Origin of the sequence: Streptomyces lancefieldiae (assembly GCF_031845825.1) — a bacterium.
GTDB lineage: Bacteria > Actinomycetota > Actinomycetes > Streptomycetales > Streptomycetaceae > Streptomyces > Streptomyces lancefieldiae.
The window spans coordinates 151,250-170,302 of sequence record NZ_JAVRFH010000010.1; the positions used below are offsets into that span (position 1 = coordinate 151,250).

At 70.6% G+C, this 19,053-nt stretch carries 12 protein-coding genes and 1 pseudogene; 5 read left to right on the top strand and 8 right to left on the bottom strand.

From position 1 onward, the window contains the following. Positions 1-45 precede the first annotated feature (45 nt). A complete protein-coding gene (locus RM812_RS13030) occupies positions 46-453 on the bottom strand; it encodes a MerR family transcriptional regulator (RefSeq protein WP_311572650.1) in 408 nt (135 codons plus the stop codon). 424 nt (positions 454-877) lie between these two features. Between RM812_RS13030 and RM812_RS13035 the strand changes: the two genes are divergently transcribed. Further along, a complete protein-coding gene (locus RM812_RS13035) occupies positions 878-2,383 on the top strand; it encodes a SulP family inorganic anion transporter (protein WP_311572651.1) in 1,506 nt (501 codons plus the stop codon). Between the two features lie 62 nt (positions 2,384-2,445). On the opposite strand, the gene RM812_RS13040 is transcribed toward RM812_RS13035, so the two are convergent. After that, positions 2,446-3,255, bottom strand: coding sequence for a glycoside hydrolase family 16 protein (locus RM812_RS13040; RefSeq protein WP_311572652.1), 810 nt, complete (start codon positions 3,253-3,255; stop codon positions 2,446-2,448). A 286-nt stretch (positions 3,256-3,541) separates the two neighbouring features. Between RM812_RS13040 and RM812_RS13045 the strand changes: the two genes are divergently transcribed. Continuing rightward, positions 3,542-6,508, top strand: a complete 2,967-nt coding sequence (locus RM812_RS13045) for a GH59 galactosidase (RefSeq protein WP_311572653.1) — start codon at positions 3,542-3,544, stop codon at positions 6,506-6,508. A gap of 62 nt (positions 6,509-6,570) precedes the next feature. On the opposite strand, the gene RM812_RS13050 is transcribed toward RM812_RS13045, so the two are convergent. From RM812_RS13050 to RM812_RS13070, 5 genes and pseudogenes are all read right to left on the bottom strand, one after another. After that, positions 6,571-7,686 carry a substrate-binding domain-containing protein gene (locus RM812_RS13050; protein WP_311572654.1) on the bottom strand — a complete coding sequence of 372 codons (1,116 nt, stop codon included), beginning with the start codon at positions 7,684-7,686 and terminating at the stop codon, positions 6,571-6,573. Positions 7,687-7,813: 127 nt separating this feature from the next. Next, the gene (locus RM812_RS13055) at positions 7,814-9,196 is read right to left on the bottom strand and encodes a SpoIIE family protein phosphatase (protein ID WP_311572655.1); all 1,383 of its coding nucleotides are present in this window, start codon (positions 9,194-9,196) and stop codon (positions 7,814-7,816) included. A 358-nt stretch (positions 9,197-9,554) separates the two neighbouring features. Further along, the gene (locus tag RM812_RS13060; protein ID WP_311572656.1) at positions 9,555-10,367 is read right to left on the bottom strand and encodes an inositol monophosphatase family protein; all 813 of its coding nucleotides are present in this window, start codon (positions 10,365-10,367) and stop codon (positions 9,555-9,557) included. A 72-nt stretch (positions 10,368-10,439) separates the two neighbouring features. After that, positions 10,440-10,867: pseudogene (locus tag RM812_RS13065) on the bottom strand (ribosomal maturation YjgA family protein). Between the two features lie 4 nt (positions 10,868-10,871). Beyond that, entirely contained in the window at positions 10,872-12,416 is a 1,545-nt protein-coding gene (locus RM812_RS13070; protein WP_311572657.1) for an MFS transporter, read from the bottom strand. A gap of 135 nt (positions 12,417-12,551) precedes the next feature. Here RM812_RS13070 and RM812_RS13075 point away from each other — a divergent pair, with 135 nt between their 5' ends. The 3 genes from RM812_RS13075 (at position 12,552) to nadE (ending at position 17,976) form a co-directional block, all read left to right on the top strand. Further along, on the top strand, positions 12,552-13,748 hold the full coding sequence (locus tag RM812_RS13075; protein ID WP_311572658.1) for a glycoside hydrolase family 64 protein: 1,197 nt from the start codon (positions 12,552-12,554) through the stop codon (positions 13,746-13,748). A 254-nt stretch (positions 13,749-14,002) separates the two neighbouring features. Beyond that, positions 14,003-17,011 (top strand): family 16 glycoside hydrolase, encoded by a 3,009-nt coding sequence (locus RM812_RS13080; RefSeq protein ID WP_311572659.1) that lies wholly within the window; start codon positions 14,003-14,005, stop codon positions 17,009-17,011. Between the two features lie 134 nt (positions 17,012-17,145). Beyond that, positions 17,146-17,976 (top strand): ammonia-dependent NAD(+) synthetase, encoded by an 831-nt coding sequence (gene nadE / locus RM812_RS13085; protein ID WP_311572660.1) that lies wholly within the window; start codon positions 17,146-17,148, stop codon positions 17,974-17,976. Between the two features lie 69 nt (positions 17,977-18,045). On the opposite strand, the gene RM812_RS13090 is transcribed toward nadE, so the two are convergent. Next, a complete protein-coding gene (locus RM812_RS13090) occupies positions 18,046-18,975 on the bottom strand; it encodes an oxidoreductase (RefSeq protein WP_311572661.1) in 930 nt (309 codons plus the stop codon). Positions 18,976-19,053 lie beyond the last annotated feature (78 nt).

Here is a 19,053-nt window from a genome sequence, read left to right on the forward strand (position 1 = left end):
CGGGGCGCCGACGGACGGTGCCCGGGCGGCCGGCGACGGGACCGGCTACGGAGCGGTCGCGCTCGGGAGGCGGTCGGCCAGCGTCGCGGCGAACTCCTCCGCCCGTGCCAGCTGGGTCCGCAGGTCGGCGACCCGCTGCCGGGCGGCCCGCTCGAACGCACGCACGCGGTCGAGGAGTCGCTGGCGTTCGTCGGCCGGCAGGTGGTCCCCGCCGGAGTCGAGGCGGTCGGTGGCCTCCAGGAGATCGCGCATCTCGTCGAGGGTGAAGCCGAGCGGTTTCATACGGCGGACGACCATGAGGCGGGCGACGTCGCCCTCGGTGTAGAGACGGAAACCGCCCTGGGAGCGGGCGGAGGGGATGACCAGGCCGGTCTCCTCGTAGTGCCGGATCGTGCGCAGCGACAACTCGGTCCTCGACGCCACCTCGCCGATCTGCATGTGCTCACCGCTCACGCGCGTGCCTTCCTCGTCGTCCGTCCTGCGGCTGTCCGCACTGCGGCTGTCCGTCCTGCGGCTGCACGAACGGCTTCGATCCCTACCGTAACGTTAGGGTAGAGTCGCCGAGTGCCGGGGCGCCGTGCCGTCCGGCACGTCGTGGCGCGAGACGCCCGACCCGCACTGCCGGGGCCGAGGAAGCCCCCGGCGAAGACCGATGCCTGCAGGAGAGAGCGAGCGGATGCCCATGATGCCCCGCGCCGCCGCCTGCCCGCCGTGACGCTTCGCCCCTGAGCGGCAGCCGTTCTCCCGTCGGCACGCTGCACTCGTTTCGCCTCCGCCCGCCGACGCGCGGGCGTCGCGAAGGACCGGCCCGGTCCTCGCGCCCTCTCCCGCACGTCCCGCCCTACCGGCGTGCCCGACCACGACAGGTACTGCCCCCTTGTCTGCTCCTGCGCTCTCCCCCGCCGCGCGGCTGCGCGGCCTCAGGCCCGACTGGATCTCCGACCCGAAGGTGTGGCGCACGGAGATCCTCGGCGGCCTCGTCGTCGCCCTGGCGCTGATCCCCGAGGCGATCTCGTTCTCGATCATCGCCGGCGTCGACCCGGAGATCGGCCTGTTCGCGGCCGTCACCATGGCCGTCACGATCTCGATCGTGGGCGGCCGTCCCGCGATGATCTCGGCCGCGACCGGTGCCGTCGCCCTGGTGATCGCGCCGTTGAACCGTGAGCACGGGCTCGGCCATCTCGTGGCCGCGGTCATCCTCGCCGGCGTCTTCCAGGTGGTCCTCGGCGCGCTCGGGGTGGCCAAGCTGATGCGGTTCGTGCCGCGCTCGGTGATGGTCGGCTTCGTCAACGCCCTGGCCATCCTGGTCTTCATGGCGCAGGTGCCCGAGATGACCGACGTGCCCTGGCCCGTCTACCCGCTCCTCGCAGGCGGGCTCGCCCTGATGGTGCTGTTCCCGAAGGTCACCAAGGTGATCCCGGCACCGCTGGTCTCGATCGCCGTCCTGACCGTCATCACCGTCGCGGCCGGCATCGCGGTGCCGACCGTGGGTGACAAGGGGGAGCTGCCCCACGCGCTGCCGGTACCGGGCCTGCCCGACGTGCCGTTCACCCTCGAGACGCTGACGACCGTCGCCCCGTACGCGCTCGCCATGGCCCTGGTCGGGCTCATGGAGTCGCTGATGACCGCGAAGCTGGTGGACGACATCACCGACACGCACTCCAACAAGACCCGTGAGTCGATCGGTCAGGGCATCGCCAACATCGTGACCGGCTTCTTCGGCGGCATGGGCGGCTGTGCCATGATCGGCCAGACGATGATCAACGTGAAGGTGTCCGGGGCGCGCACCCGCCTGTCCACGTTCCTGGCGGGGGCGTTCCTGATGGTGCTGTGCATCGTCTTCGGACCGATCGTCTCCGAGATCCCGATGGCCGCCCTGGTCGCGGTGATGGTGATGGTGTCGTTCGCGACGTTCGACTGGCACTCCATCGCGCCGAAGACCCTCAGGCGGATGCCCGCCGGCGAGATCGCCGTCATGGTCGTCACCGTCGCCGTCGTGGTCGCCACCGAGAACCTCGCCATCGGCGTCGTCGTCGGCTCCGTCACCGCCGTGGTGATCTTCGCCAAGCGCGTCGCCCATCTGGTCGACGTCACCTCGGTCACCGACCCCGACGGCGGTCAGGTCGTCTACTCCGTCACCGGTGAACTCTTCTTCGCCTCCAGCAACGACCTGGTCACCCGGTTCGACTACGCCACCGACCCCGACAGGGTCGTCATCGACCTGTCCGCCACCCACATCTGGGACGCCTCGTCCGTCGCCGCGCTCGACGCGGTCGAGACCAAGTACGCCCAGCGCGGCAAGCGGGTCGAGATCGTCGGCCTGAACGGGCACAGCGCCCACCTGCACGAAAGGCTCAGCGGGGAACTCGCCGAGAACCACTGACCGCGAGCAGGGGCGCGGTGTCGGGACACGGAGCCGGCATCAGCAGCGAGGGCGAACGGCGGTCAGCCGTTGTTGCTGCGGCCGACGTAGACGTTGCGGGCGCGGTAGTACGTGTCGCCCGAGGGGCCCGGTGAGCCCGACGAACCTTCCATCTGGAGGTTGATGACGACGTCCATCGGGGCGCCGACGAAGTCGGTGGCCCGGTGCTGACCGACCCACCGGCCGTCGAGGTAGTAGTGGATGTCCACGTCCGTTGCGCCGACCTTGGTGATCCAGGCCCGGTAGGCATGCCAGGCGCCGGGGTCGGACACGGTGACGGGCGTACTGTCCCAGCCCCCGTCGTAGGTGTTGAACCAGTTGCGGGCGTCCCCCTTGAACTCCAGGATGTCGCTCTCCGGGGGCCAGCTGTGGGCGCCGGTGAGCCAGAACGCCGGCCAGGTGCCACGCGCGGAGGGCGCACGGAACTCGCCCTTGACCTCCCAGGAGGGGTACTGGTCGTTCACCACCACGTGTGCCTTGGAGTGAATGGCGCCGGAGTGGTAGTGGATCGGCAGATGAGGATCCTTGCTGCTCGTGCCCTCGTCCCAGCCGATGCGCGACGCCCTGAGGACGAGCACACCGCCGGGCTCGAGGTGGACGTGGTTGTGGTCGGTGGGGCTCGCGTACATACGGGCGCTGCCGTTGTGGTCGGATCCCCAGGGATACAGGTAGTTCCAGGCCGACTCGAGTGCGCCGTAGTCGGCGAAGGTGTCGGCGCCGATGACCGTCTCCCAGGCGAGCGGGCCCACGTCTGCTGCGGCGGGACGGGCCAGGGCGACACCGGTGACGGCGGCTCCGGTGGACCAGAGGAACGTGCGACGGCTGATCGTCATCTCGGGAGTCCTCCTCGCGTACGGGTGGGCGGGCGTACGTCGCAGGCTCGTACCGGGCACAACAACCGTCAATAATTCCCGCACCGTTCACTCAGAAGCGAACGGAAGCGAAAATCACGCTCGCCCCCAGGGCGACACTTTCTTAGTTGATCGAATCTGATCGATTCCTGTGTCACGGCTTCCACTCCGCCCTCCCCTGCGGGTGCACTGAGGCGGGCCCGGCCGGGCGGGACAGACGCGTCGCGCCCCACCGCAGGGCGACATGAGAAGAAGGAGTCGAAGCCGGATGGACACGCAGAGGAGACGCGGATGGATGTCGCTCGCCGCGGCGACCACCCTGGTGCTGGCGGCAGGAGTGATGACGGCCCCCGCCGCGCACCCCGCGGATGACCCGGTGGAGGTCGTGGTCGACGGGGACGACGTTCGCGCCGACAACGTGAACGGTCTGACCTACAAGGGCCTCGGCGTGCTCAGCTGCAACAGCACGAGCAATCTGCTGATGGACTACAAGGCGGAGCACCCGGAACGGTACTGGCAGCTCATCAGAGTCCTGTTCGGCGGAAAGCACCCGCTGATCAACCACGTCAAGGTCGAGATGGGGTCGGACACGAACACGTCGACCGGTTCTGACCCGGCGACCATGCGCACACCCGACGAACGCGCCGACGCGTCCCGTTCCCCGGGGTTCCAGTTGGCCGCCGACGCCAAGACGGTCAATCCGGGCCTCAAGGTCTCCATTCTGAGATGGGTCATGCCGGCATGGGTGCAGGCCGAATGGGACAAGGGCACGGGCGCCGACGAGATGTACACCTGGTACAAGGAGACGATCCTCGACGCCTACGAGAAGTACGGGTACATGGTCGACTACGTCGACCCGGACACCAACGAGACACGGGATCCCGACGAGGCCTTCGTCAAGTGGTACAAGAACGCGATCCTGACGGACACGGACTTCAGCAATCCGCGGTACGACCTCCCGGCGGCCCAGCGCAAGAAGGCCGAGAATGCCTACCGCAGCATCAAGATCATCGCCTCGGACGAGAACGACACCCACCACATCGGGCCTTCGGTGCTCAGGGACGAGGAGCTCTTCGGCGTCGTCGACGCGGTGGGCTACCACTACAACACCGAGGACCTGCGCGAGGGTGACACCGCCGGCGACACGTACCTGCCCTACACCAAGCTGGCGACCGGTGAGAACAAGTACGGCGAGGACAAGGAAGTCTGGTACAGCGAGGGGACCGCCTCGTTCGGCTACACCGAGTACCGCGTCAACAACACCGAGGGACCGAACGGGGCGAGCACGGGCATCGGTGGCGTGCAGAGCGCCCTCGACCTCGCGAACCGCTCCGTCAAGAGCTATGCGAACTCCAAGAGGACGCACTACGTCTTCCAGCCGGCGATCGGCTCCTTCTACGAAGGCGCCCAGTACAGCCACAAGGAACTCGTCAGCGCACGAGACCCGTGGTCGGGCCACCTCCACTACGACGCGGCCGTCTACGTGATGCAGCACTTCACCCAGTTCGCGACGACCGGCTGGGAGAACGACACCAACACGGCAGGCATCTGGCGCACCGTGCCGGAAGCCAGCCACAGCGGGGCGAGCGGCACCGTCGACATCGACGGGTCGAACGGGGCCCCCAGCTACATGACGCTCGCGGACCCGCGCAAGAAGGACTTCTCGACGATCGTCGTCAACGACAGCGACCGGACCAGGACCTACCGGATCAAGACCGAGAACATGCGACTGGGGGATCCGGCCATGGAGATCTGGGAGACCCGGGCGGCGGACCCCGGGCAGGCGTACGACGCGAACTTCAAGCGCCTCGTCGACGAGATCCGGCCCGGCCGCGACGGGTACTACACGTACACGGTCGCACCCAGGTCCATCGTGACCCTGACGACGCTCGACAAGAGCCACGACAGGACGACGCGGCAGCGTCTGCCCGAGTCCGGTGACCGTACGGTGCTCGACACCGACGCGACCGGCAGGAAGCACGACACCCGTGACGACGTCCTGTACGCCGACGACTTCGGGTACGAGGAGGAGGGCAGGGTCCAGGTCGGCACCGCCAACGGCGCGGCCAAGGCGTCCCGGCCCTACCTCGCGTCGCGCGGCAACCAGCCCCGCTACATGGTCGACCAGACCGGCGCCTGGGAGGTCGGGCAGGGCGCCGACGGCGGCAACGTGCTGTACCAGTACATGGACCAGTCCATGAAGAACACCGGCGCCTGGAACCGGCACACGCCGAACACCACGGTCGGCGACTTCCGCTGGGAGAACTACAAGGCCACCGTCGACGTCTCCTTCCCGGACCGGGCCGGCGGGCTCGCCACCCTGGGCGTCCGCCAGCAGAAGGGCATGGCCGTCAGCGACGCCGCGTACAACGTCCGGGTCCGCCCGAACGGCACCTGGACGTTCTACGAGTACGGCACCGCGATCGAGTCGGGCACGGTCGCGGCATCCGACACCTACCGTCTGGCCATCGAGGCCAAGGGGGCGACGATCACGACCTCCATCAACGGGCGGGCGGTCTCCACATACGAGGATCCGACCCCCGAGACCTCGGGCCGGGTCAAGCTCGGCACCGACTTCTACCGGACGGCGTTCGACAACCTGAAGGTCGAGAAGGTGGACGGGTACACCCCGTACGCCCGTGCGCAGATCGACAACATGGACGGCTCGGTCGCCTACGAGGGCGCCTGGAACAGGAAGGCCTCCTTCGGCGACGCGATGGACTGGTACCGCACGACGTCCACGAGCACGGACGCCGGCGCGTCGTTCACCGTCCCGTTCACGGGCACGGGCGTCGACGTCATCGGCGGCAACGACGGCAGCGCCGTGTTCGACGTCCACGTCGACGGCGAGCTGATCGCGAAGGACGCCAGGACCGCGGTCTCCGACAAGCGTCGCACGACGTACGCGCTTCGGGGTCTTCCTGACGGCGCGCACACGGCGAGGTTCGTCCTCAGGTCCGGAAAGGCCGTGGTCGACGCGTTCGACGTCATCTCGGGTGACGTGGACGGCGAGTTGGACCTGACACCGCTCCGGGAGCGCCTGGACGAGATCGGCGATCCGGTGCGGGCCGACCACACGGCCGGCTCGTGGGCCGTGTTCGACTCCGCGGTCTCGGCGGCGAAGGCGGCCGTGGCCGGGCGGCGGGGCCTCGACGCGATCGGGGTCGAGCAGATCACGGACCGGCTCGAAGAAGCCCATGCCGGGCTGGTCCGCGAGGACGGCGGCCCTCAGTAGGAGGCCCGGTGCACGAGCGCTCTCCCGGTCCGCCCAAGAGCGCTCGTACGCCGGGGGGCCGGCTACACCGTCTGCGGCTTCGGCTCGGTCCCGCACGACTCACGGACCACCACGTTCGGCCAGAGCTCGAGCCGGTGTACGGGCCACTCGTCGCCGACGTCGGCCACCTTGGCCAGCACGAGTTCCGCCGCCAGCATGCCGAGGCGGTGCTTCTGCGGCCGCACGGCGGTCAGCGGCGGGTCGGAAGCCGCCCCGATCTCGTCGTCGTAGGTCACGATGGCCAGGTCGTGCGGAACACCGATGCCGAGCTCCCGGCCCCGTTCGATCAGGCCGATCGCTTCGCGGTCGGAGTGCACCAGCAGCGCCCGGGCTCCGAGGTCGCGACTGCGCTCGAGCACCTCCGTGTACGCCGCCGCCCAGCCCGGGGCCCCGTACGAGGGCACCTCGATGTCCAGGCCGTCGTGGGAGGGAAGGTCCAGCATCCGGACGGCGTCCCGCCAGCCCGCGCGCAGCGCCTTGCTGGTGGGACTCTGGCGGGTCGTGATCAGCACGACGTGCCGGTGCCCCAGTGTCACCAGGTGACGCACGGCCAGGCCGGCGCCGAGCGCGTGAGCGGTCATGACCGCGTCCAGGGCGAGGGTGGCGAGCTCCTGCGGTGGCCGGCGCTCGACGAGCACGACGGGCACGGTGAGCGAACGCAGCCAGCGCAGCAGTTCCATGGCGCCGTCCCCGGTGGTGGCGGGCGCGATCAGCAGCGCCTGCGCTCCCCGCTCCAGGAGGGCGCTGACCTGCCGCCGGTCCTCGGCCGGATCCTCCCAGCGCGAGGCCCGCATGACGAGCCGGCCCTCGGCGGCGGCCACGGCCGTGTGCGCGCCCTGGATGACCGGAGGCCAGTAGTACTCCACCGAGGGCACCACCATGCCCACCAACGCGCGCGTGGCCATCGGGCCGTACGCGCCCGGCACCCCTTCCCGCAGTTGCGCCGCCTGTGCCCGGTGGGGAAGGGCGATGCCCCCGTGGACCCGCTGGACCAGGCCGCGGTCGGCCAGCAGGGTCACGTCCCGGCGCACGGTCACCGCGGTGACGCCCAGTTGGGCCACCAGGTCGGAGAGACGCACCATGCCGTGTTTGCGGACCGCGGCAAGGATTCTTTCCTGACGCTCGGCCGCCAGAGGCATCGTGGGATCCTTCCTCGAAGCGCCGCCTCCTCATGAGGCACCACGGAGCCTCCGCATGGTATCGATACTGATCGAACAAGTTCAGAGATGCGCGAAATCACTGCCCTCCGTGGGGCCGCGGGGGGGGTCAGGAGCGGCCGTACCCCGTCAGGGGCGGAGTGCGCAGGGCGATGACGGCCTTGTCGTCGTGGCCGGTGCCGGGACGGTGGGCGACCAGCGAACGGCACAGTTCGTCCGGTGACAGGCCGACGAGCCGGGCGGCGGTGACGGCCAGGGCGTCGAGACCGCGGTCCAGTGGCTGGCCGGGTGTCTCCACGAGGCCGTCGGTGAAGAGCACGACGGTGCTGTCCACCGGCAGCGCCTCGCAGTGGTCGGGGCGTGGCAGGTCGGGCGCCACTCCCAGGGGAAGTCCGGGCTCCGCGTCCAGGTACCGGACCCGTCCGTCGGGCAGCAGCACGAGCGGCGGCGGGTGCCCGGCGCTGGACCAGTGCAGCCGCCAGGCACCGTCGGCCGGTTCCAGACGGGCCAGCAGAGCCGTGGCGATGGGAGCCTCGTCCAGGGCCGCGTTCATGATGCGGTCGAGCCGGGCGAGGGAGGCGCTGGGCGGGGCGTTCCAGTCGTAGTACAGGGCCCGCAGCATGTTGCGGATCTGGGACATGTCGGCGGCGGCCCGCAGATCGTGCCCCACGACGTCACCAATCACCGCCGCGCAGGACCCGTCCGGCAGCAGCATGGCGTCGTACCAGTCACCGCCCACGGCGGCCGGCTCGCTCGCGGGGCGGTAGGCCGCCCCGGCGGCGAAGGGCCGTAGGTCGGGCAGGCGGGGCAGCAGCAGCCGCTGGAACTGTTCGCTGCTGTTGCGGACCTGCTGGTAGAGGCGGGCGTTCTCGATCGCCACACCGGCCGTGCCGGCGAGGGCGCGGATCACGCCCTCGTCGTGCCGGTCGAAGGGCTGTCCGTCCTTGCGTTCGGAGAGGTAGAGGTTGCCGTAGACCTGTCCGCGCACGCTGATGGCGACGCCGAGCAGGGTACGCATGGGTGGGTGCCCGGGCGGGAAACCCGCCGACTCCGGGTGCCGTGCGATGTCCTTGACCCGCAGCGGCTCGGGGTGGTGGATCAGGTGCCCCAGCAGGCCTCTCCCCCGCGGGAGCTCCACCCCCTCCAGGCCCGCCAGTTCCTGCGCGGTGAGGCCCAGCGGAATGAACTCCTCCAAGAGCCTGCCGTCCTCGTCGAGGACCCCCATGGCCCCGTAGCGGGCGCCCACCAGATCCATGGCGGTGCGGACGATACGGCGCAGCGCCATGGGCAGCTCCAGCTCGCCGGTGATGTTCACCACCGCCTGGAGCAGCTCCTGCAAGGTGCTCTGAGCCCGGGCCAGGGCGTGCAACTGCTCGCCGATGCGGGCCAGGTCCGAGCTGAGCGGCAGATCGAGCATGGAGGTGTAGGGCTCGTCGGTGCCCTCGCCGGTCGGAGGGCCGTCGCCCGGTGGCCCCTGCCAGTCCTCCGTCATCGCGTCTGCCTCGCTTCCGCCCGTCCGCCCGGGGATTCCCATCTGCCCGTCCCGCACATGGGGCACCGTCGTGAGTCGGTTCCCGCCCGGGTACCGCCTCCCGCCACCCTCGCCCGGCACCTGGTCGCGCGCCGCCTGCGGACAGCCGGTCGGCGTAACACCTCACCGTCGCGGTGCGCGATGGCCCGGTACCGGTGCGTTCGGCCTGACGGGTGGCGCGGGGGAGGAGGCGGCACGGTGATGACGCCGAGGCGGGGCGCGACGCGCCGTGGACCGGCCGGTGGGTCCGTGCTGCTGTGGGGCCCGAGCGGCGCTGGTACGCCGAGCACGCCGCTGTACCGGCTGAAGGCCGAGTCCTTCAGGACGCGCGGATCATCGACAACAGCAGCGCGTGGGTCTCGGCGTCCGCGGCCACCAGGAGGCCGCGGCCCGCCCGACCGACCGGAGCGCCGTCGAGTCCGGTGACGACACAGCCGGCGGCCTTGCACAGCGCGATGCCGGCGGCGAAGTGCACGCTTTGGCTCAGGTCACCGCCGTCGGTGACGTACGCGGCGCGTTTTCCGGCCGCGACCCAGGCCAGCGCCAGCGTCGTGGACGCGACCCGCGGCCGGAAGTGCCGGACGAACCCGGGGTGGGCGAGCAGGTCCACTGCTCGGAACCGGGGCGCACTCGGGAAGGGCGGGTCCAGGTTCACGTCGACCAACCGGGTGGCCGCCGTGGGCGCCAGCGGCGCATCGGCCCCGTCGCGCCGTACCCGGGCGGTCGCACCGTCGGTGAAGAAGACCTCGCCGCCGAACGGATCGGCCATCGCCGCCGGACCGTCGCGCAGTGCCACGTTGACGGCCACCAGCATGGTGCCGACGGCGTAGTTGAGCGTGCCGCACAAGGGATCCACCAGCCACTGACGCACCGCGTCGGCCGACCCCCGCCGGCCGCCCTCCTCACCGAGCACCGCGTCGCCGGGCCGCGCAGCACGCAGCACACCGAGGATCGCCTCCTCGGCCGCCACGTCGACGTCGGTGGCGAAGTCCCCGGCCCCCTTGTCGAGGCGGGTCAGTCGCCGCCCGTATCCGGCGTTCACGACCTCTGCGCCGGCCCGCGCGGCGGCTGTCGCGACCTCGGTGTCGTCAAGGCTCCCAGCGTCGTCAAGGCTCGCAGGTGAGTTGATCACAGCGTGCAGAGTACCGGGCGACGCTGCCCCGCAGGGCGCGAGGCCGGTCGGCGGTGACACGGGCGATCGCGATCAGCGCCCGCAGAGGACTCGACCGTCCACGCGGGTCATGAGGAGCCGGCCGACGACCGCGCCGACCGCGTACCAGAACAGGTCCGGTGCGTTGAAGGTGGAGCCGAGGACCAGGCGGGCAGCCGTACTGCGCCGGGAGAGGTCCGCCGGCACGTCGCTGAGTTGCAGGAACTCGACCCCCCCCAGCTCACGGCCAGGGCGACTCCGCCTGCCGTCAGTGGTGTCACCCGCGGCGCCACCAGAACGACGAGGGTGGTCAACAGGAGCGTGTACAGGGCGTCCCCGCCGTACTTGGCCACCTCTCCGGCCGCCGTCGCCCTGAGCCCCAGTCCCGCCCCCACGGTCACCAAAGCGGCCACCGCCGCCGTGAGACGAATCCGTATCGGATCGCCGTGGACGCCGAAACGCGTTCTGGACGTGGGGGCCATGGGGTCATTCTGCTGGACGGCCCCGGCCCCCGGTGTCCCGGCCGGGTCGGGTGTCATCCCGACGCGGTTCCAGCGGGGGGACCGCGACAGAGCCGTGTGTGCGGCACTCCGGTCGGAGGCAGTCGGGTGCCGGGCGCCGTACGGTCGCGAAGGCCAGCACCGCGCCGAGCACCAGGATGCCCGCGCACAGGGGCATCGCCCGCCGGAACGCCGCGTCGAAGGCGCCCGCCGAGCGGTACGCGTCGGGGCCCATCCCCGCGAGCAGCGGCAGGGCGGCCACCGCGATCAGCCCCGCCGCTCGGGCCGCGGCGTTGTTGATCCCACTGGCCAGGCCCGCGCGCGCGGTGTCCACGGAGGCGAGGACGGTGGCCGTCAACGGTGCGACCAGCGTGACCATGCCCGCTCCCATCACCAGCAGCGCGGGCAGCACGTCCCGCACGTACGAGGCGTCCGGGCCCACCCGGAGCATCAGCAGCAGCGCCACGGCGCACAGCAGCGGCCCCGCGGTGAGCGGGGCGCGTGGCCCGATGTGCTGGGCCAGTTCACCCGAACGGGCGGAGAACAGCAGCATCAGGACCGTCGTCGGGAGCAGTGCCGTTCCGGCCTCCAGCGCCGAGTAGCCCGCCACCACCTGAAGCTGGAGGGCGGTGAGGAAGAAGAAGCCGCCGAAGGCCGCGTACACGCACAGGGTCACCAGATTGACGGCCGTGAACTGGCGTGAGGCGAAGATGTCCGGCGGCATCATCGGATCGGGCCGTCGGCGTTCCACGAGGACGAAGGCGACCCCCGCCGCCACTCCCACGACCGCCGCCACGGCCACGGCCACAGAGCCGCCACGGGCCTCGATCAGCGCATACGTCACCAGCGCCAGCGAGAGCGCGCCGAGGACCGCCCCGAGCACGTCGAACCCGCGGTGGGATCCGCCGTCGGCCGACTCGGGGACGTGCCGCAGTGCGATCGGGGCGCACACCAGCGCCAGGGGAACGTTCAGCAGGAAGACCCAGCGCCACCCGGGGCCGTCCACCAGCCATCCGCCCAGGAAGGGCCCCACGGCCGCGCCGACGCCTCCGAAACCGGACCACAGACCGACGGCCCGGGCCCGGTCGTCGGGGTGGAACGACGCCTGGATCAGCGCGAGGGAGCCGGGGGTGAGCAGCGCGCCGCCGACCCCTTGCAGGGCGCGGGCGGCGATCAGTACACCGCCGGTCGGCGCGAGTCCGCACAGCAGGGAGGCGGACGCGAACCACACCACCCCCAGGACGAAGATCCGCCGCCGCCCGAAGCGGTCCCCGAGCGAGCCGCCCAGCAGAATCAGGCCGGCCAGCGTCACCATGTACGCGTTCACGGTCCACTGCAGCGCGGCGAGGCTCGCGTCCAGGTCTCGGCCGATGCGTGGCAGGGCGACGTTGACGACCGTCGAGTCCAGCATCGCCATGCTGGAACCGAGGACGGTGGTGAGCAGGATCCACTTGCCCGTCGGAGAGGCGATCCGTACGGCCGGTCCCGCTCCCGACGCGTCCTCGGCCGTCTGCTCCCAAGGCTTGGCCATACCTCGGAGAATACGAGAGGGACGAGCGCGGTGCGCGGCGCCTGCATTGACATGGACGCGCCCAGACGCGACGCTGAGAGCGCTCTCAAGTACCGGTACGGACCAATCCCCCCCACACCTGCACGGAGGTGGAGAGTGTTCTCAAGCCTCAGACACCGCCTGCTCGCCACGGCCTCGGCCGTCGGCCTGGCCGGCGCCCTGCTCACCGTCGGTTCCTCCCCGCCCGCGGACGCAGCGGTGCCCGACACCATCCCGCTGAAGATCACGAACAACTCCGGCCGCGCCGACCAGGTCCACGTCTACACGCTGGGGACCTCCCTGACGACGGGCCGGCAGGGCTGGGCCGACGCGAACGGCACGTTCCACGCCTGGCCGGCCGGCGGCAATCCCCCCACCCCCGCCCCGGACGCCTCGATCCCGGGACCGGCGGCCGGGCAGACCAAGACCATCCGCATCCCCAAGCTGTCAGGACGCATCTACTTCTCGTACGGCCAGAAGCTCGACTTCCGGCTGACCACGGGCGGGCTGGTGCAACCGGCGGTGCAGAACCCGAGCGACCCGAACCGCAACATCCTGTTCAACTGGTCGGAGTACACACTCAACGACTCCGGGCTGTGGCTGAACAGCACACAGGTCGACATGTTCTCCACGCCCTACACGGTCGGGGTGCAGCGCGCAGGCGGCGGTGTGAGCACCACCGGGCAGCTCAAACCGGGCGGCTACAAAGCGGTGTTCAGCGCTCTGCGGGCGCAGCCCGGCTGGGGCGGACTGATCCAGACCCGGCCCGACGGCACGGTTCTGCGGGCGCTGTCACCGCTGTACGGGGTGGAGACCGGAGCGCTGCCCGCGTCGGCCATGGACGACTACGTCAACCGCGTCTGGCAGAAGTACACGTCGACCCCGCTCACGGTCACCCCGTTCGCGGACCAGCCGGGCACCAAGTACGTCGGGCGCGTCTCGGGCGGCGTCATGCACTTCACCAACAGCGCCGGCGCGGTCGTCACCAGCTTCCAGAAGCCCGACGCCTCCAGCGTCTTCGGCTGCCACAAGCTCCTGGACGCGCCCAACGACACCGTACGCGGACCGATCTCCCGCACACTGTGCGCCGGTTTCAACCGCTCGACGCTGCTGAGCAACCCCAACCAGCCGGACACCTCGGCGGCCGACTTCTACCAGGACTCCGTCACCAACCACTACGCCCGGGTCATCCACGACCGGATGGCCGACGGCAAGGCGTACGCCTTCGCCTTCGACGACGTCGGACACCACGAGTCGCTGGTGCACGACGGCAATCCGGCACAGGCACACCTCACGCTCGCCCCGTTGGACTGACCCGTGCTCGGCGGGGGCGGGTTGCCCGCTCCCGCCGTTCGGCTGCCCGAAGGAACCACGGGACCGTCGAGGTGCGGACCCACCGATCCACCACGCGGCGTACCGAAGTTTCCACCTGGGACTTTGAACACGGTGATGACAAAGTATGGACATGCCAAGCGGAAGCCTCCTACCTTGGCGGCGGAACTTCCGTCATACCGCACAAGACCGGAGCGATTTCCGGCACGGTCCGGTCCCCACATCCCGGAGGACCAATGCACCAACGGCTGTTCTCGCGTGCCCGAAGACACCTCATCCTCCTGCTGACGTCGGCGGTCTCCGTCGGCGGCGTCTGGGCCGCGCCCGCTTCCTCCGCCGCCCCCGCGGACATCCCGCCGCAGGAGCCCGGAGTCACCCTGCGCGTGTTCGACGTGCAGACGCCACTGAACGAGCTGTGCACCCTCAAACCCGGCCAGACCCCCAACCACGACAAACTGATGCCGACGGTCGACTGGTCCACCACCGCCGACTTCGGCGGAATCGCCGACAACTTCGTGACGGAGGCGTCCGGTTACCTGGTCGCGCCGCGCGACGGCACCTACGTGCTGCGGCTCACGAGCGACGACGGCTCACGGCTGACGCTCGACGACGCCACGGTGATCGACCACGACGGTCTGCACGGCGCGGAGCCGAAGGACGGCGTGGTCGACCTCACCGCGGGACCGCATCCGCTGCGCATCGAGCACTTCGACCGCGGCGGCGGGCAACAGCTGCAACTCTCCTGGAAGCCGCCGGGCGAGAGCGGGTTCACCGTGGTGCCCCGCGAGGCGCTGAGCACCGACGCCGGGGTCGTCCGGGTGACGGCGCCGGGCCGCAAGGAGTGCGAGGCCGGCCGCGACACCCCCGGCGACGGTCTGCCGCTCACCTCCGTGCGCCCCGACCTGACGCTCACCGACCTGCGCCCCGACGGCTTCGAGCCGCAGGTCAGCGGCATGGACTGGCTGCCCGACGGTCGCCTGGCGATCAGCACCTGGGGCGGCACCGACAACGTTGCCGGGGAGGTGTACGTCCTCGACAACGTCACGGGGGCGACCAGTCGCGACAAGGTCACCGTCAAGAAGGTGGCGAGCGGGCTGCGCGAGCCCATGGGCATCAAGTACGTGGACGGTTCGCTCTACGTCTCGCAGAAGCACGAACTGACCCGGCTGGTCGACCGGGACGGCGACGACGTGACCGACGAGTACCGCACGGTCGCCACCTGGCCGTACGGGGGCAACTTCCACGAGTTCGCGTTCGGCCTGCTCTACCGCGACGGCTACTTCTACGTGAACCTCTCCGTCGCCATCGACCTCGGTGGCGCGACCACCACTCCGCAACCCGCGCCGGGCCGCGGGACGACGTACCGGGTCAGCAAGAAGACGGGGAAGATCAGCCCGATCGCGGGCGGGCTGCGCACGCCCAACGGAATCGGCTGGGGACCGGGCGGCGACCTCTTCACCACCGACAACCAGGGTGGCTGGCTGCCCGCCTCGAAGCTCGTCCAGATCAAGCAGGACCGCTTCTTCAACCACTACACCGAGCCCGCCGGACCCTTCGAGGGCTCCCCCGTCACCGAACCGGTGCTGTGGCTGCCGCAGAACGAGATCGGCAACTCGCCCTCCACACCGCTGTACCTCACCAAGGGCAGCTTCGCGGGCCAGATGCTGATCGGTGACGTCACCTACGGCGGCCTCCAGCGGGCCTACCTGGAGAAGGTCAAGGGCCAGTACCAGGGCGCCGTCTTCCGCTACACGCAGGGCCTGGAGGCGGGCGTCAACCGCGTCTCCCTCGGCCCCGACGGTGCGATCTACACCGGTGGCCTCGGCGCCGACGGCAACTGGGGCCAGGAGGGCAAACTCAAGTTCGGTCTGCAGAAGCTGACGCCCAACGGCGGCAACACCTTCGACGTCCAGAAGATGCGGGCCGTGCCGGGCGGCTTCGACCTGACGTACACCCAGCCGGTGTCCGCCGAGACCGCCGCGGAACTCGCCGCTCGCTACGAGGTCGAGCAGTGGCGCTACACGCCGACCGCAGACTACGGCGGCCCGAAGATCGCCGAGGAGGAGCTGACCGTGCGTTCGGCGACGCTCTCGGACGACGGCCGGACCGTCCGGCTGCGGCTGGACGGCCTCGAGCCGGACCGCGTGGTGCACGTGCGCTCCCCCCGCCCCTTCACCTCGGCGTCCGGTGAGACGCTGTGGAGCACCGAGGCCTGGTACACGCTCAACGAGATGCCCGGCAAGCAGCAGCCGCCGGCCTCCCTGTACGAGGCCGAGGAGGCGCGTCTGACGGGCAAGGCCGGTATCAACACCGACCACGTCGGCTACTCCGGCAGCGGATTCGTCGACCGGTACGCCACCGAGGGCAAGGCCGCCACGACGTTCGACGTGACCGTCCCGAAGCCGGGCACCTACGACGTCAACCTGCGGTACTCCAACGGTCCGAACCCCTTCGAGGGCACCAAGTCGCTCTCCCTGTACGCCAACGGGAAGAAGGTGCGGCAGACGACACTCGCCTCCACCGGGGACTGGGACACCTGGTCCACCCGGACCGAACGCCTGACCCTGCGCGCCGGCCACAACACGGTCTCCTACCGGTACGACCCCGGCGACACCGGCCACGTCAACCTCGACCTGATCACCGTGCACCCGCACGGCGCCCGGGTCGCCCTGTTCGACGGCACCGCCGCCTCCCAGGATCAGTGGCAGCACACGGACGGGCGGCGCGTGGCGTGGCCGCTCGCCGAGGAGAGGTCCATGGAGGTGTGCTGCGGTGACATCCGCACCAAGGACGCCTACCAGGACTTCAAGCTGCACGTGGAGTTCCGCGTGCCGCTGCTGCCGCCCGACGTGACCGGGCAGGACCGCGGCAACAGCGGCATCTACCTCCAGGACCGCTACGAACTGCAGATCCTCGACTCCTACGGTGACACCTCCCCGGGCACCAACGAGGCCGGCGCGATCTATCTGAAGAAGGCGCCCGACACCAACGCGGCGACCGCCCCCGAGACGTGGCAGACGTACGACATCGTCTTCCGCGCGGCCCGCTACGACGACGGCGGCCGCAAGACCGCCGACGCCCGGGTGACGGTGGTGTGGAACGGCGAGAAGGTCCACGACGACATCGTGCTCGACGGGCCCACCGCGTCCGGCAGGGCCGAGACACCTGCCGCCGGGGCGATCCGGTTGCAGGACCACGGGAACAAGGTCCGGTTCCGCGACATCCGGGTGGAACCACTGGACTGACCGGCCGACGTGCGGGGCGGCCCCTGAAGGCCGCCCCGCACGTCGCGCTCCCCACACCGGTCGGCTCTCGTGCGCCGGACGCCTCTGGGTAGGCTGGACGAAACCTCCCCCCGTGAGTCGAACAAGGAGCGGAATTGAGCGAGCCGGCGTCCATCACCCTGCAACTGGAGATCGCCCGGGAACTGGAGGTCGCGGAGACCTTCGACGCCGCACAGGAGATCGAACGCCGGGTGGCCTTCCTCGCCGAGCGGCTGACCTCCACCGGTCTGCGGTCGCTCGTGCTCGGTATCAGCGGCGGTGTCGACTCGACCACCGCGGGCCGGCTGTGCCAGCTCGCCGTCGAGCGGGCCCGGGCCGCGGGGCACGAGGCGAGCTTCTACGCGATGCGGCTGCCGCACGGGGTCCAGGCCGACGAGCACGACGCCCAGCTCGCGCTCTCCTTCATCCAGGCCGACCACGTACTGACCGTGGACATCAAGCCCGCGAGCGACGCCGCGCTCGAGTCCCTGCTCGCCGCCGACGTCGCCTTCCGCGACGCCCGTCACCAGGACTTCGTGCACGGCAACATCAAGGCCCGCCAGCGCATGATCGCCCAGTACGCCGTGGCCGGGGCGCACAACGGCCTGGTCGTGGGCACCGACCACGCCGCCGAGGCGGTCTCCGGCTTCTTCACCAAGTTCGGTGACGGCGCCGCCGACGTGGTCCCGCTGACCGGCCTCACCAAGCGCCGCGTGCGCGCCGTCGCCGACGCGCTGGGCGCGCCCGCCGAGCTGGTGTGGAAGGTCCCGACGGCCGACCTGGAGGCCCTCGACCCCGGCAAGGCCGACGAGGACGCCCTCGGAGTCACCTACGAGGAGATCGACGACTTCCTGGAGGGCAAGCCGGTGGCGGAGCGGGCCTTCGAGACGATCGTCACCCGCTACCGGCTGACCGACCACAAGCGCCGGCTGCCCATCGCTCCGTGAGGGGGCCCCGGGTCACCCTTGACCGAAACCGGGGCACGACGGGGAAGGCCCCGGCGCTTCCGACGTCGTTCACGGCCGGAGCGGGAAGCGCACATCGGTCAACCGTTCCGACAGTTCCCACAGGCGGCGGCCGGTCCCGGCGTCCGCCGCCGCGGGGGACAGTCGTACCCGTGTCGGTCCGCCGCGCAGCTCGGCCGGGCCGTTCGGCCCGATGAACTCACCGCCTCGCGCGCCCGGGTCGGTCGCGGCGTACAACTGCGGCAGCGCGCCCCGGTCCGGGGACTGGGCGAGCGGAATGAGAACGCGGCCGAACAGCATCCTCACCATGCCGACCGGCGCACTCGTCTGCAGGTTGGTGGCCGTGTAGCCGGGGTGCGCGAGCAGGCTGCGCACGGGGCTGCCGACCCCGGTCAGCCGCCGGTGCAGTTCCCGCCCGAAGACGGCGTTCGCGAACTTCGACTGGTTGTAGAAGGCCATGGGCGCGTACGTGCGCTCGCCGGCGAGGTCGTCGAAGAAGAGTCGTCCCTGCCGGTGGTTGGTCGAGGTCACCGTGACCACGCGGGGATCGTCTCCGTCCGCCAGCCGGTCGAGCAGGAGTCCGGTGAGCGCGAAGTGGCCGAGGTGGTTGCAGGCGAACTGCAGTTCGTGGCCCTGCGCGCTGAGCCGTCGAGGCGGTGCCATCACGCCGGCGTTGTTGACGAGCACGTCGAGCCGCGGGTAATCGGCACGCACCCGCTCGGCGAAGGCCCGGACCGAGTCGAGATCGGCCAGGTCGAGCGGGCGGACCTCGAGGTCGGCACCCGGTTGCTCGGCGGTGATCTCCGCGACCGCCCGCCGGCCCTTCTCCTCGTCACGCACCGCGAGGATCACGTGTCCGCCCCGGCGGGAGACCGCCCGGGTGGTCGCCAGGCCGAGGCCGCTGTTGGCTCCGGTGACGACGAACACCCGCTCGGTCTGGTCCGGTATCTGCTCGGCGGTCCAACGCTGCTGCTGGGTCATGTGGCACACATTGCCTCGCGTGGCACTTAGTGTCAATACGCCTCTTGGTGTCATGAGCGGCATGGAGTTACCATGGCG

What these genes read in the sequence shown, in the direction of transcription:
- RM812_RS13040 (WP_311572652.1), bottom strand. Translation starts at nt 3,255, where the DNA reads ATGACGATCAGCCGTCGCACGTTCCTCTGGTCCACCGGAGCCGCCGTC.
- RM812_RS13045 (WP_311572653.1), top strand. Translation starts at nt 3,542, where the DNA reads ATGGACACGCAGAGGAGACGCGGATGGATGTCGCTCGCCGCGGCGACC.
- RM812_RS13050 (WP_311572654.1), bottom strand. Translation starts at nt 7,686, where the DNA reads ATGCCTCTGGCGGCCGAGCGTCAGGAAAGAATCCTTGCCGCGGTCCGC.
- RM812_RS13055 (WP_311572655.1), bottom strand. Translation starts at nt 9,196, where the DNA reads ATGACGGAGGACTGGCAGGGGCCACCGGGCGACGGCCCTCCGACCGGC.
- RM812_RS13070 (WP_311572657.1), bottom strand. Translation starts at nt 12,416, where the DNA reads ATGGCCAAGCCTTGGGAGCAGACGGCCGAGGACGCGTCGGGAGCGGGA.
- RM812_RS13080 (WP_311572659.1), top strand. Translation starts at nt 14,003, where the DNA reads ATGCACCAACGGCTGTTCTCGCGTGCCCGAAGACACCTCATCCTCCTG.
- RM812_RS13090 (WP_311572661.1), bottom strand. Translation starts at nt 18,975, where the DNA reads ATGACCCAGCAGCAGCGTTGGACCGCCGAGCAGATACCGGACCAGACC.